This window comes from Vibrio sp. SBT000027 (assembly GCF_963894355.1).
GTDB lineage: Bacteria > Pseudomonadota > Gammaproteobacteria > Enterobacterales > Vibrionaceae > Vibrio > Vibrio splendidus.
Map to the genome: position 1 here is coordinate 2,485,881 of NZ_CAWQGD010000004.1, position 15,722 is coordinate 2,501,602.

Sequence of the window (15,722 nt, forward strand, 5' to 3'; positions counted from 1 at the left end):
TTATAATGCGTTCACTTTATTAATCCTTGAGGGAGTGCAGCTTTGCAAAATAAGCTAATCGTAAAAAAATTAGGCCGTCAGGATTACGAACCTGTATGGAAAGCCATGCATAAGTTCACAGACGAACGCACAGAAGAAGACGTAGACCAAGTTTGGTTGGTTGAACACAACCCTGTCTTCACTCAAGGACAAGCAGGCAAAGCCGAGCATGTATTAAATGCTGGTGACATCCCTGTAATTCAAAGCGATCGCGGTGGCCAAGTGACTTACCATGGCCCAGGTCAGTTAGTCGCTTACTTTTTGATTAACATCCGCCGCAAAAAATTCGGAGTACGTGATTTAGTGACTCATATCGAGAACCTCGTAATCAACACTCTGAAAGCTTACAATATAAATTCAACTGCCCGACCTGACGCTCCTGGTGTTTATGTCGATGGCAAGAAAATCTGTTCACTCGGATTACGTATTCGACGTGGCTGCTCGTTCCACGGGTTAGCACTCAACGTCGATATGGACCTGTCTCCATTCCTACGTATTAACCCATGTGGTTATCAAGGTATGGAAATGGCACAAGTAAGCCAGCTAGGCGGGCCAAGTGAACTAGAAAACGTTGAGCAACAGTTAATACAAGAGCTCGTAGAGCTACTCGGCTATGACCAAGTAGACATTCAAGCCACCAGTAACATTACAGCAGAAGCATAAAATCATGAGCAAACCAATCCAAATGGAAAAAGGCGTTAAATATCGTGACGCTGACAAAATGGCATTAATTCCCGTAAAGAATATGCCTGCTGAACAGAAAGAAGTTCTACGTAAGCCTGCATGGATGAAGATTAAACTTCCTTCAGACAGCCATCGTATTCAAGAAATCAAATCAGCAATGCGCAAGAACAACCTGCACTCAGTTTGTGAAGAAGCGTCTTGCCCTAACCTAGCCGAGTGTTTTAACCACGGCACGGCAACGTTTATGATTCTTGGCGCTATCTGTACTCGTCGCTGCCCGTTCTGTGATGTTGCCCATGGTCGCCCTGTTGCTCCTGAAGCAGAAGAGCCGAAGAAACTGGCTAAGACGATTAAAGACATGAAACTGAAGTACGTAGTAATCACTTCAGTTGACCGTGATGACTTGCGTGACGGCGGTGCTCAACACTTTGCTGATTGTAACCGTGAAATTCGCGAACAGAATCCAAACATTCGCATTGAAACCCTGGTACCAGACTTCCGTGGTCGTATGGACGTTGCGCTTGATCTAATGAAAGACAATCCGCCAGATGTTTTCAACCACAACCTAGAGACAGCGCCGCGTCTATACCGCAAAGCGCGTCCAGGTGCGAACTACAAATGGTCTCTTGATCTATTGAAGAAATTCAAAGAACAGCACCCAACTATCCCAACAAAATCAGGGGTGATGATGGGCCTTGGTGAGACGAAAGAAGAGATCGTTCAAGTACTGAAAGATCTTCGCGAACATGGCGTAACGATGCTGACACTAGGCCAATACCTAGCACCAAGCCGTCACCACTTACCAGTAGAACGCTACGTACCGCCTTCTGAGTTCGATGAGCTGAAAGAGATTGCTCTAGAGCTAGGCTTCACTCACGCAGCTTGTGGTCCGTTTGTACGTTCTTCTTACCATGCAGACTTACAGGCTCAAGGTATGGAAATTAAGTAATCACGATTGCTTAACTAGAAACGCGAAGGCGCTGACTATTATGTTCAGCGCCTTTTTTCTATCCTGTTCGTGCCGCTAAGCTTTATATTTCATGCCACTATAGCTTTATATAAAAACAACAAAGCCACTTCATTATGAGTGGCTCTGTGCTTAACGTTTCAAGTTCTTCTGAGGGTTTAGGTTCAGAGAGTCCCGATAGGGTTCAGCGTTAGCCGAAAGATGCCCAGATAACCGTTGCGACTAGGATTGGGCACACAAACTTCACATACATTGGCCAAACCTTACCAAACCAACCTAATTGGAAATCAGGGCAACCTTGCTCAAGCTCTTTCACTTTTGAAGCTCGGCTCCACACCCAACCACCAAACACGCAGAACATCAGTGCTGCGACCGGTTGAAGGTACTGAGTCGCTATCATCGCAACCATGCCAAACATCGCGGCAAAGTTGTAAACAATCACCACACTAAACAACGCGATAACACCACCAATTACCCAGCTCGTAGGCGTTCGTCTAGTGTTAAAACGCTCGCTCACTAGTGCTACAGGGCCTTCAAGCATCGAAATCGATGAAGTCAGTGCGGCAATCGTTAGCAATAAGAAGAAAACAATCGCGAAGATCTGACCAAGCACGCCTAAGCTATCAAACATCAAAGGCAGAACCGTAAATACAAGCGTATCAGAACTTAATAGTGAACCATCTTCCGCATAGATTTGTACCCCTTTCTGCATCGCAACAAACATTGCAGGCATCACGACTAAACCCGCAATAAAAGCGACAGCGGTATCAACTAAGGTAACGTTCATTGCCATTTTGGGCAGGTTCTCTTTCTTACTCAAGTAAGAGCCATAAACCAACATCGAGCAACCACCAATGGTTAGCGAGAAAAAGCCTTGCCCCATTGCTGCCAAAATCAATTTTCTATCCCAAACTTTTTCAAAATCCGGAACCAAGTAGTGTTTTAGGCCTTCCATCGCACCAGATTGCGTCATGATGTAAACAAACAATAAGCCAAATAAAACAAATAGCGCAGGCATCAAACGAGTCGACCATTTCTCGATGCCTTGCTTAACACCGCCCTGCACAATCAAGATAGTCAGTACATAAAATGCGACGGTACCAAATACGTTGCGCTCAACACTGAAGCCTTTAAACCAATCAGCAATCGCTTCTAGGCCGATAAGATCCGCGACTGCACCAATTAGGAAGCAGATCAACCAACCACCAACGATACTATAAAATGCCAACACGGCGCTTGGCACACTCAATCCGACCCAACCGACAAACTCACCGACTTTCTTACCCAAAGGGTTCGTCGTCAAAGAACGCATGCTATCGACAGGGTTTGCTTGACCGTGACGACCAATAGCCATCTCAACCACCAGCATTGGGAAAGCGACCACGAGGATCATGATCAAATAGACTAAGAGAAAAGCGCCACCACCGTTACTGGCAACTTGAGTTGGGAAACCCCAAATATTACCCAAGCCAACCGCTGCACCAGCCGCTGCTAAAATAAAGCCTAAACGAGAGCTAAAGTGCTCTCTTGAAGAGGAAGATTGTTGGTTCATATTGCCCGTATCAAAAATCAGCGAACTAGTTGGTAAGTACAGTAATAAAAAGCAATGATAGGCACAACCAATAAATGAACAATTCTCTAATTTTTACAATCAATGCGCTATTTATAACCACAAAGTTAACAACCTACTGGTGTTATCGTTTACCAAATAACAACCAGTCAAGATGTAGACCTAGGAAAGCGAAGAAACGAAGAAACGAAGAAACGAAGAAACGAAGAAAGTATATCGGGTTAAATGCTCGTGCAGCTGAATCCATAGATCCATAAACACCTACATCCATAAGCACATACAAAAAGAGCACCAAACGGTGCTCTTGTGATTCATCAGTCAATTCAGATTAGATCGTGAATACTTGATAGTCTTTTAGGTTCGGAATGATTTCATGCAGCTCTTGCTCTTGTTCTGCCATCTCATCAAGTGAGTCACAGAACTCATTCGCTTCCTCTTGCACTTGTTGAGAGTGTTCTTTCATTCGCTCTTCAACTTTAAGCTTTAATTCAGCCATGCTATCAGCCAACTCGGTAAGGTTTAAACCACCATCTTGTTTCATTTTTTCTGACATCGCATTAAAAGCGCTGGAGATAAATTCTTGATTAAAGATTTCTTTCGCCTTCTCGAAATCTTCAGACCAACCATTGGCCATCGAATCAAAGCTTTCAGCTGGTAACACTAACTCGCCATCTTTGTAGTAACGAGCTTCCAGTTCAGCAAAGTAGGTTTTCATTGATTCTTTTACATTATCAAATGATTCCGGTGAATCTAGGCTAGCCGCAATATCATCAATCACGTCATTCGCTAACGCTAGGCTATCGTTCGCCATTTGTTTCGCTCGTGGTAAGTACTCACTCATGCTTTCGCGGTATTTTTCAATCGCCGCTTGTTGGTCGGCATCAAGCTCAACCTTCTCACCATGGATATATAAGTCGTTGTTGCCATCGAAAACGGCAGTATCACCATCCACTTGATGGATTTCGACTTTTTGGTCATCGATTCGCAATTCATTTTTCAAATCAACTCGACACTGAGCAGCAAAAGTTGGCAGGCTCACAAAAGAGATTACCGCTGTTAACGATGCGATTAATACATTGTTTTTAATAAATATTTTGTTTTTCATAAATACATTGTTTTTCATAACATCCTCTCATCAATCTGACCGATTACTATACCCTTGGTATATGCTTCTTTGTCAGAGAAACGTTTTATATATATCCGTTACTTAGTTAGTCGATAGATATTACTTCATAGCAAAACTGTTTATCTGCGACCTTAAACTCAATTTCATCACCGACTTCTTTACCCATTAGAGCTTGGCCAAAAGGTGCATTCGCCGTCACGATGGCAATCTCATTATCATTCCACGTGACGGAAAGTCCGCCGACTCTCGGCCCCATAAAAAAGTGTTTATATTGATCATGCTCGTCAATGACCACAACGTAGCTGCTCACCGTAATTCGCTCACTGTCGCGCAACACTAAGTTACGATAACACTGAATGTCGTCTTCACACTCTTGCACTCTTACGGCTTGGCCATGAGCAAGATACGAAGCTTCTAATGCCAATGTATCGTACTTATGTTCAGGCACAGTCTCTTCATCGGTCGCAGCATCAATCGCACGCTGAGTCGCAGATTGGGCGATACGTAGTCGGGATTCGAGTTGCTCTAAGATTATTTGGCGAAGCTCTGACTTATTCATACTATTGGGGTGCTTTTCTATAGGAGCTACAGAATAGAATTAGGTACAATCAGGTGCAAGACATTTGATTCATCAAGCGACGCGATCATGAATGGACGCTCGCTTTATCATCAATACGACACTTAATAATTCAGGTAGAACATAAATGATTGAGCAGAAGTTAAAACAAGTATTCGGATTCGACTCACTGCGTAATGGGCAAAAGCAAGTCATTGATAATGTTCTATCTGGTCATTCGACGGCGGCCATATTCCCAACAGGCTCAGGTAAGTCGCTTTGCTATCAATTGCCAGCGCTAGCATTGCCACATTTAACCTTAGTAATATCGCCACTGTTAGCTTTAATGAAAGACCAGCTCAGCTTCTTGCACAGCAAAGGCATTAGCGCAGCTGCAATCGAATCAAGCCAAGACAGACAAACCACCCAACAAGTGATGCAGTCGGTACGTAACGGAGACACCAAGATCCTCATGATCTCCGTTGAACGCTTGAAGAACGAGCGCTTTCGCCAGTTTATCTCCCAAGTGCCTATCTCGTTACTGGTGGTCGATGAAGCGCACTGTATTTCAGAGTGGGGACATAACTTTAGACCAGACTACCTAAAGCTTCCCCAGTACCAAAAACAGCTCAATATTCCTCAGGTACTGCTACTGACAGCCACCGCGACCACATCAGTTATCCAAGATATGAAGTCTAAGTTTGATATCGATGAGGAACGTGTTGTGGTTACGGGTTTCTATCGTCAAAACCTCGATCTGTCTATTCAACCTTGCGAACAAACCAGCAAACTAGAAACCTTGTGCAACGTCGTTAATCAAGCTTCTCTTGCTCCGACTATTGTTTATGTCACCCTTCAACAAACAGCAGAGATGGTGGCTCAGCAACTTCGTAACGCTGGCGTTAATGCTGTGGCTTATCATGCAGGTCTTAAGCCAGAAAACAGAGATGTAATTCAACATCAATTCATGAATGATGACGTGAACTGTATCGTGGCCACCATTGCGTTTGGTATGGGCGTCGATAAATCCAACATTCGCCGAGTCATTCACTTTGATTTACCAAAATCGATAGAGAACTACTCGCAAGAGATCGGTCGAGCAGGCCGAGATGGCCAGCCTTCAGAATGTATTCTTCTCGCCAACAAGTACGGCCTCAGTACACTAGAGAACTTCGTATTTGGCGATACGCCAGACAACATATCGATCCAAGCAGTATTGAAGGAAATCTACGAAAATCAAAACATTGGCGCTGCTGGCTCGAATCAATGGGAGATTATGCTTAACCAGCTATCACGTGAATCCAACATTCGTCAGCTGCCGCTAAAAACGCTACTGGTGTATCTCGAAATTGAAGGCGTGATTGAGCCGAAGTACAGCTATTTCGCTGACTACAAATTTAAGTTCGTTCGCCCGAAACAGCAGATCACCGAACAGTTCCAAGGCGAACGTCGTCATTTTGTCGAAGCGATTTTCCAGTGCTCGCCTCAAGCCAGAGTCTGGTGCCAAGTTGATTTCGATGCGCTGTGGACACACTTCCAGACAGATCGTCAGCGTGTGATTGCGGCAATCGATTATTTCAATGAACAAGGTTGGATTGAGTTGGAAAGTAAGCAGATCACAGATGTGTATGCTATCCACAATACCTCTGAAGATATGATGCAGTTATCGGAACGTCTAACCGAATTGTTTAAGGAAAAAGAGAACAGTGAAATAAACCGTCTTAACCAAATGCTGAGCTTCTTTGAGGCAGACACTTGCCTAAGCTCACGCCTAGCGAGCTACTTTGCCGATGATAAGGCACCAACAAACTGTGGTCATTGCTCGGTATGCCGTGGTGAGGTAGCAATATTACCAACCGTCGATGTTGAACCCGTTGACGACGAAACCGTAATGACATGGATTCATGAATTTGTATCTAAGAGCCAACAATTGATCACCGACGAAGCCATTACGCGTTTTCTATGCGGAATTGCAACCCCGCTTTCAACCAAGCTTAAAGCCAGCAAAATGGTTGGTTACGGCAAGCTAGAGCAGCAACCATTCAGTGATACCTTAGCGCGAGTTAAACAGCTTCCTAGATAAGGCATCTCACGTATTGATATAGAAACTGGCTAGGCTATGAAGTCTAGTCGGTGCTTATCAGTGTGCATCTCATTACTCTCTATTCCCACTTATCCTCTATCCTCACCTATCCTCTATTCTTATTGCTCTCTAATACAAGACAGCCTAAAAGAAACTCAGCTGACGCATTTGATCCTTGGGTTGTAGCATCACGCTCAAACCAAGCAGGCGTATTTCTCGCCCTTGTTGTCTTTTCAGTATTTCACTTAACAGTTCTTTGAAGTGTTCGCGATCGAGAGAGGCGTGGATGTGCTCAATAGTAGTTTGTTGAAAGTCGGCGAACTTGAGCTTAATGCCCTGCTTGATGATCGCTTTGCTTGGGCTAGCTTTTTCTAAGCGAGTTTCGAGTTCAGGAAACAGCTTGTCTTCGATCACCAGCCAACATTCCTCGTAGGTAGAAATGTTTTGAGTAAAGGTGCGCTCCACACCTACCGATTTTCGTTCACGTTCGATGATAACTTCTCGGTCATCAACTCCATGACTGCGCTTCCATAGTGATGCACCTTGACGGCCAAACCTGAGCAATAGATCGCGATAGTCAGACTCCTTAATATCCTTACAAGTAAAGAAGCCTGCTTGATGCAGTTTTTCGATACTGACCTTGCCAACACCGGGAATCTTTTCGAGTGGGAGGTCATCAATCACAGCTTGTACGTCTTGTGGAGGAATCACAAACTGTCCGTTAGGTTTGTTCATATCTGACGCTACTTTCGCTAGAAACTTTATTGGAGCGATGCCAGCCGAAGCGGTCAAGTTGAGTTCATTCCAGATATCGTGACGAATCGCCTCTGCAATCAGTGTGGCCGAACCATGACATTGCTTGGAATCGGTGACATCAAGGAAAGCTTCATCCAAAGAAAGAGGTTCAATGATGGATGTGTATCGAGAAAAAATTTCGCGGATCTTTTTCGATATCTCGACGTAGACCGACATTCTCCCAGGAACAACCAACAGGTTGGGGCAAAGCTGCAACGCTTTTCCTGTTGGCATTGCAGAACGAATACCAAACTTGCGAGCTTCATAATTACATGTACTCAAAACCCCGCGCTGTTTTTCATGTCCCCCGACTGCGAGCGGTCGATTTCTATAAGATGGGTTATCTCGCATTTCTACAGCTGCGTAAAAACAATCCATATCAACATGGATTATTTTTCTAACTTTCTCTTCGCCCGCACTACACATTTAGGAATAACTCAACCTCACAACTGTATCTATGAACAGTATAATCAATTATTCTCAGATTTAAAATGATCTGGAGTCCAGCTCAACAGGTTTCTCTTCAATAGCCGCCTACTATTCTGATAGTATTGTTAAGGAGTATTTAGTCTATAAGTAGGGATAGCTTTTGAGTGAGAAAATACTAGTAGTAGAAGACAGTCGTGCATTCAGAAACTACCTGTACCAGCAATTTAAAAATGATGGCTATGATGTTTCACTGGCTGAATCAGTAGCAGAAGCCAAAGCTATCTTAGAGCAAGAGACGGATTTCTTGTGTGCGGTGCTCGATTACTGCTTACCCGATGGCCAAGATGGTGAGATCATTGATTTGGTACTCGGCTATCAACAAAAAATCATTGTGCTCACGGGTATGTTCAACAACACACTTCGAGAGCAAGTACTCGCAAAAGGTGTGCTTGATTACATCCTTAAAGACAGCATGTCGTCAGTCAGTTACTTACTTCCTCTGGTTAATCGAATCTCGAATAACCGATACCATAAAGCCTTAGTAGTTGATGATTCTGCTGTGGTTCGTCGATATGTTGTCCAACTTCTTGAGCATCAATATATTCAAACGATTCAAGCGGTAGATGGAGAGCAAGCACTAGAGCTCCTCCAAAACGATCCTGATATCACTTTTGTCGTTACCGACCATGACATGCCGAATAAAGATGGCATTTCGATGACCCGTGATATTCGAGTCCAACACGATCGTAATCAACTCGCTATTCTCGGCCTATCTGGCAGTGATGATCGCACAATGACCGCTCGCTTCCTTAAAGCTGGCGCCAACGACTTCCTTTATAAGCCATTTAACCAAGAAGAATTTTTCTGCCGTATTCACCAATTGCTCGACATGAAAGAAGCGACCAATGAACTGTTTCGTCATGCCAATGAGGATGCTCTGACTGGGCTTTGGAACCGTCGCTACCTTTTCAATCAAACATGCAAAGGCTGTGAACATCGCAGTATCGCTATGATGGATATCGACTTTTTTAAAAAGGTGAATGATACCTACGGCCACGATGGTGGTGACGCGGTATTAATTGAGGTTGGTAAAATCATCAAAGAGCACTTTAAAGATGATTTAGCGGTTCGCTTCGGTGGCGAAGAGTTTTGCATTCAGTCATGCGAACCATTTGAAGATTTTATAGAGACCTTGGAATCGATGCGAGTCGCAATTGAAAATCATGAAGTGCAGCATGATTCACATGTGATTAAAGTGAGCATGAGCATTGGCGTGACCGACCAAGAAGGCTCTTTAGACGAGCAAATCAAAGCAGCAGACGAGCTACTTTATACCGCGAAAAAGCAAGGTCGAAACCAGTTGATATGCGCTCGTAATAACCTTCAACGCGTTAATGAGTAACTCCTGCTTTCCTAGAGCACGAACCGAGTCAGTATTTAAAATGAAAAGAGCCCAAGGTGTTAACCTTGGGCTCTTTGTTTTTTCAGGAGCAGGTTTCGCTCCTAATCGTTATTACTGCTAATCGCAATTAAGCAATACGATCTTTATTCCAAGAAGCTTCTTTTTGCTGACGCTCAGCCAGTTTCTCTTCGCGGTATGCTTCACGTGCTTCACGCTTTTTGCGCGCATCACAAGGTTCAGGGCAGTTACATACTTTATCAATACCAACAGCGCCTAAGCCACCACAGCTACCCTTCACAACTTTCTTTTGGATAATATAGCCAATAGACATCGCTGCGATTACTGCAAGAAAAACACCAAATGTAATCAGAAATGTATTCATAATTATCTCGCTTACCTTATTTACCTAAGTATGGCTTAAATGCTTCAGAAGCAATTTCTTTAAAGCCATCTGCTGTTTTTACCACCATGAACACAGGGATGTTATGTTGGTTCGCGACTTCCAGTCCTTTTTCTTCACCTAAGACCATAAGGCCTGTAGATAAGCCATCTGCAGTCATTGAAGACGGGTTTAAAACGGTTACAGAAACCACTTTATGATGAAGCGGCTTGCCTGTTTCAGGGTTAATGATGTGTGAGTAACGAACACCATCGCGCTCAAAATAGTTACGGTAGTCACCAGATGTTGCGATCGCCATATCACCCGGCTCGATGATCTCTTGAATGTTACGCTCGTCGACAGTTGGCTTCTCTATGGCGATACGCCAACCCACACTTTCACGGTTTAAACCCTTCAAGCGGATTTCACCACCTACTTCAACCATGTAATTATGAATACCAATTGAATCAAGGTAATCAGCAACGACATCCACACCCCAACCTTTTGCGATAGTTGAAAGGTCAACATACAAGTTAGGCAAGTCTTTGCTTAACTTATTACCTTCAACGCTCAAGTGATGAATACCAACCTTAGCCTTGCGAGCCGCAAGCTCTTCATCTGATGGAACCACTTCAGGACGCGCTTCAGGACCAAAACCCCAAAGGTTAACCAATGGTCCAACCGTAACATCCAATGCACCTTCAGTAAGACCGTTCAAACGAATCGCTTCTTTCACAACAGTAGCTGTTTGTTCAGATACTTCGAATGCATCGGCACCTTTATGCTGGTTAAAACGGCTCAGTTCTGAGTCTTCACGGTAGGTCGACATTTGATCATTCACTTCTTCAAGCAGACGGTCGATCTCGGTATGAACTTCGTTAGACTCAGGAAATTCATCACCATTGATGTACTTGATATTGTAACTGGTACCCATTGTAGGGCCACTTAAATGCACTTGCTCTCTTGCCTGATCACAGCCCGCAAGAAAAATCAAAGAAGTTAATGCAACAAGCCAAATTCTCACTTGCTTACTCCTGTTTAAGGTTAAGGATTTATATAAGGAAAAATAAGAGTAAAAAATAGGTATTTTGAATGCCTTACTCTTTCTTATATAAGCCAGTTTGTTGTCACGAGTAGTCTTAGAAAAACAAATGGCTGACTCGTAAGAGTCAGCCATAATATCAATCACTTAAATGGATTAACCACCGAAGTCATCTAGTAGAATGTTTTCATCTTCTACACCAAGATCTTTCAGCATGCCGATAACAGCCGCGTTCATCATTGGTGGACCACACATGTAGTACTCACAGTCTTCAGGAGCTTCATGATCCTTCAGGTAGTTTTCGTACAATACGTTGTGGATGAAACCTGTGTAACCATCCCAGTTGTCCTCTGGTTGAGGATCAGACAGTGCACAGTGCCACACGAAGTTCTCGTTTGCAGCCGCTAGGCCATCGAAATCTTCAATGTAGAACATCTCACGCTTAGAACGTGCACCGTACCAGTAAGACATCTTACGAGTAGAGTTAAGACGCTTAAGTTGGTCGAAGATATGTGAACGCATTGGCGCCATACCTGCACCACCACCGATGAATACCATTTCATTGTCTGTGTCTTTAGCAAAGAACTCACCAAATGGACCAGAAATAGTACATTTGTCGCCTTCTTTAAGAGACCAGATGTATGAAGACATCACACCAGGAGCTACGTCAGGGTTGTTTGGCGGCGGAGTTGCGATACGCACGTTAAGCTTGATGATGCCTTTCTCTTCTGGGTATGAAGCCATAGAGTAAGCACGAATCGAATGCTCTTTAACAATAGACTCGTAACGGAACAAGTTGAACTTATCCCAGTCACCACGGTATTCGTCAGGAATATCGTAATCTGCGTATTTCACGTGATGTGGTTCAGCTTCAATCTGAATATAACCACCCGCGCGGAATGGAACTTCTTCACCTTCAGGGATAGCAAGTGCTAGCTCTTTGATGAAAGTAGCTTCGTTATCATTAGAGATAACTGTACATTCCCACTTCTTAACACCAAAGATGTCTTCGTCTAGCTCAATCTCCATGTCAGTTTTCATAGCAACTTGACATGCAAGACGTTCGCCTTCGCGAGCTTCGCCTTTGGTGATGTGATCAAGTTCAGTTGGTAGGATGTCGCCACCACCAGACTTAACTTTTACACGACACTGACCACAAGAGCCACCGCCACCACAAGCAGACGATACGAAGATACCAGCGCCAGCTAGGGCACCAAGTAGCTTGCTACCAGGTTGAGTAACGATCGCCTTTTCAGGGTCGCCGTTTACAGCAATAGTGATGTCACCTGATGGTACTAGCTTAGACTTAGCGAAAAGAATCACTAGTACTAGAGCCAATACAATAATGGTAAACATCGCTACGCCAAGAATAATGCTTTGCATTTGTTATTCCTTATTACTGGGTGCTTACCCTACAGTTGAACACCAGAGAAAGACATAAAGCCTAACGCCATCAGACCAACAGTAATGAACGTGATACCAAGGCCACGTAGACCTGGAGGTACGTCAGAGTACTTCATCTTCTCACGGATACCCGCAAGAGCAACGATAGCTAACATCCAACCCACACCAGAACCGAAGCCGTAAACAACAGATTCAGCAAAGTTGTAGTCACGAGTTACCATGAAAGATACACCACCAAAGATTGCACAGTTAACTGTGATCAATGGAAGGAAGATACCTAGTGCGTTGTACAAAGGTGGGAAGAAACGGTCTAGAACCATCTCTAGGATTTGTACAAGTGCAGCGATAACACCGATGAATGCGATGAAGTTAAGGAAACTTAAATCGACACCGGCAACAAGTGCATTTTCTTTTAGGATGTGTGTGTAAACAAGGTTGTTTACAGGAACAGCGATTGTAAGTACTACAACTACCGCAACACCAAGACCAAAAGAAGTTTTAACTTTCTTAGAAACCGCTAGGAATGTACACATACCTAGGAAGAAAGAAAGCGCCATGTTTTCGATGAAAATCGATTTAACTAGCAGACTAATATAATGTTCCATGACTACCTTACCCCTTCGCTTCTACTTGTTCTGGTTTGAACACACGAATTGCCCAAATCAAGAAACCAATTAGGAAGAATGCAGAAGGTGCTAGAAGCATCAAGCCGTTTGGCTGATACCAACCACCGTTGCTCACTAGAGGTAGTACTTCCATACCAAATAGTTTGCCAGAGCCTAGAAGCTCACGGAAGAAACCAACAGTGATAAGAACGAAACCGTAACCAAGACCGTTACCAAGACCATCGATGAAAGATGGGATTGGCGCAGACTTCATTGCGAATGCTTCAGCACGACCCATTACAATACAGTTAGTAATGATTAGGCCAACGAATACAGATAGCTGCTTAGAGATATCGTATAAGTATGCTTTAAGCACTTGGTCTACCACGATTACTAATGATGCGATAATTGCCATCTGAACGATGATACGCACACTGTTAGGAATGTGGTTACGGATCAAAGAAACGAAGAAGTTAGACAGAGCAGTAACGAACATTACCGCGATAGTCATAACAAATGCAGTTTCTAGCTTAGTGGTTACCGCAAGAGCAGAACACACACCAAGAACTTGTAGCGCGATTGGGTTGTTATCCAACACCGGCGCTAAGATGCTCTTTTTAATTTCTTTTGCACTAGACATTAGTTCAGACCTCCGTCACGAACTTTTGCTAGGAACGGACCAAAGCCCATATCACCTAACCAGAAGTCAAATGTATGTTGAACACCAACGCTGGTCAGTGTTGCACCAGAAAGGCCATCTACACCGTGCTCAGAACCTTGAGGAGCGCCACCTTTAACAACCTGGATAGCAGGTTTGTGGTTTTCGTCGAATAATTTCTTACCAACGAATTGAGCGCGCCAAGTTGGGTTCTCAACTTCACCACCAAGTCCAGGAGTTTCACCTTGCTCGTAGTAAGTGATACCAGAAACTGTGTTGCCATCAGTTTCTACCGCAACGAATGCGTACATCATTGACCATAGACCGTTACCGTGAACAGGGATGATAACTTTAGAAGTTTCAGCGCCATCTTTCACTAGGTATACCGTACCCGTGTTAGCACGACGAATGATCTTAGCGATGTCATCTTCAGCTGAAAGCTTGATTGACTGAGCCGGATCTTTTGCCGCTTTACGTTGGTCGTATGCAGCAGCGTCGCCGTCAACGAAATCGCCAGTAGCGAAATCAACTAGACGAGGTTCGATGTTCTCTGCGTACAGTGCTGGGATATTACCCGCAAGTTCAATGCCCGCAACTTCAAGGATCTTAGTTTGCTGATCCAGAACTGCGTTAGCTTGTTGCTTAGGTTTAAGAACAACTGCAGCTGTTGAAACGATGATTGAGCACACTAGGCTCAATGCGATAACAACAAACAGCGTCTTTTTAATGCTATCGTTATTACTTGCCATAGCGCGCTAGTCTCCGCTTAATGTTCTTCTCGATTACAACGTGGTCAAACAGAGGAGCAAATAGGTTTGCGAATAGAATCGCAAGCATCATGCCTTCTGGGTATGCAGGGTTAACTACACGAATCATTACACACATTGCGCCGATTAGGATGCCGTACCACCACTTACCTTTATTGGTAAATGAAGCTGATACCGGGTCAGTCGCCATGAAGAACATACCGAATGCGAAACCACCTAGAACTAGGTGCCAATGCCAAGGCATGCTGAACATTGCATTAGTGTCAGAACCAATCACGTTAAATAGTGTTGATACTGCAACCATACCGATCATTACACCCGCAATGATGCGCCATGAGGCAATGCCCATGTAAACAATCATTGCTGCACCAATCATAAGTGCAAGCGTTGAAACTTCACCGATAGAACCTGGAATGTTACCAATGAATGCGTCCATCCAAGTGATTGCTTCACCTGATGTTACGTTCATTAGTGCACTACCGCCGCCTTGAGCCCATTGGCTAAGAGCAGTTGCACCAGAGAAGCCATCTGCAGCAGTCCAAACTACGTCACCTGAAATCTGTGCAGGGTATGCAAAGAACAGGAACGCACGACCAGCAAGAGCAGGGTTCAAGAAGTTACGACCCGTACCACCGAAGATCTCTTTCGCAACAACAACACCAAAGGTAATACCTAGTGCTGCTTGCCATAGAGGAAGCGTTGGCGGAACGATAAGCGCAAATAAGATAGAAGTAACAAAGAAACCTTCGTTGACTTCGTGCTTACGCACCATACAGAACAGTACTTCCCAGAAACCACCAACGATAAATACCGTTGCGTAGATAGGTAAGAAGTAAGTCGCACCCAAGAGCATCTTACTGCCCCAACCTGCATCGGCCCCTAAGGAGGCTCCAAGCATTTCGGTTAGCCAGTAGTGCCAGTTACCATCAATGATAGAAACTAGTTCTGCACCTGAATACATGTGGTTTAGTGCTGCGATAGCCTGACCACCTGCGTTGTACATACCCCAGAACATTGCTGGGAATACCGCAAGCCAAACCATGATCATGATACGTTTTAAATCAACGCTATCACGGACATGCGAGCTTTTCTTTGTAACAGTACCTGGTGTGTAGAAAAGTGTTGCTGCTGCTTCGTAAAGCGCAAACCACGTTTCGTGTTTACCACCTGGTTCAAAATGATGCTCGATGTCTTCAATAAACTTTTTAAGGCCCAT

Annotated in this window: 15 protein-coding genes; 4 read left to right on the plus strand and 11 right to left on the minus strand. The window is 44.1% G+C overall.

Translation table 11 applies throughout. From position 1 onward, the window contains the following. The first annotated feature begins 42 nt into the window (after positions 1-42). Both lipB and lipA read left to right on the plus strand, forming a co-directional pair. The gene (gene lipB / locus AACU28_RS21045; RefSeq protein ID WP_017079937.1) at positions 43-702 is read left to right on the plus strand and encodes a lipoyl(octanoyl) transferase LipB; all 660 of its coding nucleotides are present in this window, start codon (positions 43-45) and stop codon (positions 700-702) included. A 4-nt stretch (positions 703-706) separates the two neighbouring features. Continuing rightward, positions 707-1,672: a lipoyl synthase gene (gene lipA / locus AACU28_RS21050; RefSeq protein WP_004735240.1), complete on the plus strand. Its 966-nt coding sequence runs from the start codon at positions 707-709 to the stop codon at positions 1,670-1,672. A 208-nt stretch (positions 1,673-1,880) separates the two neighbouring features. Here the strand turns inward: lipA and AACU28_RS21055 are convergent, their stop codons facing one another. The 3 genes from AACU28_RS21055 to AACU28_RS21065 form a co-directional block, all read right to left on the minus strand. Continuing rightward, positions 1,881-3,242, minus strand: coding sequence for a sodium-dependent transporter (locus AACU28_RS21055; protein WP_121603541.1), 1,362 nt, complete (start codon positions 3,240-3,242; stop codon positions 1,881-1,883). A gap of 346 nt (positions 3,243-3,588) precedes the next feature. After that, positions 3,589-4,383, minus strand: a complete 795-nt coding sequence (locus AACU28_RS21060) for a YggN family protein (RefSeq protein WP_121603542.1) — start codon at positions 4,381-4,383, stop codon at positions 3,589-3,591. An 88-nt stretch (positions 4,384-4,471) separates the two neighbouring features. Continuing rightward, complete coding sequence (locus AACU28_RS21065; protein WP_017079935.1) at positions 4,472-4,945, minus strand: GreA/GreB family elongation factor; 474 nt, start codon at positions 4,943-4,945, stop codon at positions 4,472-4,474. Positions 4,946-5,090: 145 nt separating this feature from the next. On the opposite strand from AACU28_RS21065, the gene AACU28_RS21070 reads away from it, so the two are divergent. After that, complete coding sequence (locus AACU28_RS21070) at positions 5,091-7,025, plus strand: RecQ family ATP-dependent DNA helicase (RefSeq protein WP_121603543.1); 1,935 nt, start codon at positions 5,091-5,093, stop codon at positions 7,023-7,025. 144 nt (positions 7,026-7,169) lie between these two features. Here AACU28_RS21070 and dinB read toward each other — a convergent pair whose 3' ends face one another. Beyond that, complete coding sequence (gene dinB, locus AACU28_RS21075; protein ID WP_121603544.1) at positions 7,170-8,246, minus strand: DNA polymerase IV; 1,077 nt, start codon at positions 8,244-8,246, stop codon at positions 7,170-7,172. A 163-nt stretch (positions 8,247-8,409) separates the two neighbouring features. Here dinB and AACU28_RS21080 point away from each other — a divergent pair, with 163 nt between their 5' ends. Next, the gene (locus AACU28_RS21080; protein ID WP_017079932.1) at positions 8,410-9,651 is read left to right on the plus strand and encodes a diguanylate cyclase; all 1,242 of its coding nucleotides are present in this window, start codon (positions 8,410-8,412) and stop codon (positions 9,649-9,651) included. Positions 9,652-9,778: 127 nt separating this feature from the next. Here the strand turns inward: AACU28_RS21080 and nqrM are convergent, their stop codons facing one another. The 7 genes from nqrM to AACU28_RS21115 all read right to left on the minus strand — a co-directional run bounded on the left by nqrM (position 9,779) and on the right by AACU28_RS21115 (position 15,722). Continuing rightward, positions 9,779-10,033, minus strand: coding sequence for a (Na+)-NQR maturation NqrM (gene nqrM, locus AACU28_RS21085; RefSeq protein WP_004735214.1), 255 nt, complete (start codon positions 10,031-10,033; stop codon positions 9,779-9,781). A gap of 16 nt (positions 10,034-10,049) precedes the next feature. Then, positions 10,050-11,054 carry an FAD:protein FMN transferase gene (locus tag AACU28_RS21090; protein ID WP_004735213.1) on the minus strand — a complete coding sequence of 335 codons (1,005 nt, stop codon included), beginning with the start codon at positions 11,052-11,054 and terminating at the stop codon, positions 10,050-10,052. A gap of 174 nt (positions 11,055-11,228) precedes the next feature. Continuing rightward, the gene (gene nqrF / locus AACU28_RS21095; protein WP_004735212.1) at positions 11,229-12,455 is read right to left on the minus strand and encodes an NADH:ubiquinone reductase (Na(+)-transporting) subunit F; all 1,227 of its coding nucleotides are present in this window, start codon (positions 12,453-12,455) and stop codon (positions 11,229-11,231) included. Between the two features lie 29 nt (positions 12,456-12,484). Next, entirely contained in the window at positions 12,485-13,081 is a 597-nt protein-coding gene (nqrE, locus tag AACU28_RS21100) for an NADH:ubiquinone reductase (Na(+)-transporting) subunit E (RefSeq protein WP_004735211.1), read from the minus strand. A 7-nt stretch (positions 13,082-13,088) separates the two neighbouring features. Continuing rightward, complete coding sequence (locus tag AACU28_RS21105) at positions 13,089-13,721, minus strand: NADH:ubiquinone reductase (Na(+)-transporting) subunit D (protein WP_004735210.1); 633 nt, start codon at positions 13,719-13,721, stop codon at positions 13,089-13,091. Then, positions 13,721-14,488 (minus strand): Na(+)-translocating NADH-quinone reductase subunit C, encoded by a 768-nt coding sequence (locus AACU28_RS21110; RefSeq protein ID WP_004735209.1) that lies wholly within the window; start codon positions 14,486-14,488, stop codon positions 13,721-13,723. The genes AACU28_RS21105 and AACU28_RS21110 overlap by 1 nt, the downstream gene beginning before the upstream one ends. Continuing rightward, positions 14,478-15,722, minus strand: coding sequence for an NADH:ubiquinone reductase (Na(+)-transporting) subunit B (locus AACU28_RS21115; protein ID WP_004735208.1), 1,245 nt, complete (start codon positions 15,720-15,722; stop codon positions 14,478-14,480). The genes AACU28_RS21110 and AACU28_RS21115 overlap by 11 nt, the downstream gene beginning before the upstream one ends.

Coding starts and splice junctions, on each gene's coding strand:
- nqrM (WP_004735214.1), bottom strand. CDS start 10,033: ATGAATACATTTCTGATTACATTTGGTGTTTTTCTTGCAGTAATCGCA.
- AACU28_RS21115 (WP_004735208.1), bottom strand. CDS start 15,722: ATGGGCCTTAAAAAGTTTATTGAAGACATCGAGCATCATTTTGAACCA.
- AACU28_RS21110 (WP_004735209.1), bottom strand. CDS start 14,488: ATGGCAAGTAATAACGATAGCATTAAAAAGACGCTGTTTGTTGTTATC.
- AACU28_RS21070 (WP_121603543.1), top strand. CDS start 5,091: ATGATTGAGCAGAAGTTAAAACAAGTATTCGGATTCGACTCACTGCGT.
- AACU28_RS21055 (WP_121603541.1), bottom strand. CDS start 3,242: ATGAACCAACAATCTTCCTCTTCAAGAGAGCACTTTAGCTCTCGTTTA.
- nqrF (WP_004735212.1), bottom strand. CDS start 12,455: ATGCAAAGCATTATTCTTGGCGTAGCGATGTTTACCATTATTGTATTG.
- dinB (WP_121603544.1), bottom strand. CDS start 8,246: ATGTGTAGTGCGGGCGAAGAGAAAGTTAGAAAAATAATCCATGTTGAT.
- AACU28_RS21105 (WP_004735210.1), bottom strand. CDS start 13,721: ATGTCTAGTGCAAAAGAAATTAAAAAGAGCATCTTAGCGCCGGTGTTG.
- AACU28_RS21065 (WP_017079935.1), bottom strand. CDS start 4,945: ATGAATAAGTCAGAGCTTCGCCAAATAATCTTAGAGCAACTCGAATCC.
- lipA (WP_004735240.1), top strand. CDS start 707: ATGAGCAAACCAATCCAAATGGAAAAAGGCGTTAAATATCGTGACGCT.
- nqrE (WP_004735211.1), bottom strand. CDS start 13,081: ATGGAACATTATATTAGTCTGCTAGTTAAATCGATTTTCATCGAAAAC.
- AACU28_RS21060 (WP_121603542.1), bottom strand. CDS start 4,383: ATGAAAAACAATGTATTTATGAAAAACAAAATATTTATTAAAAACAAT.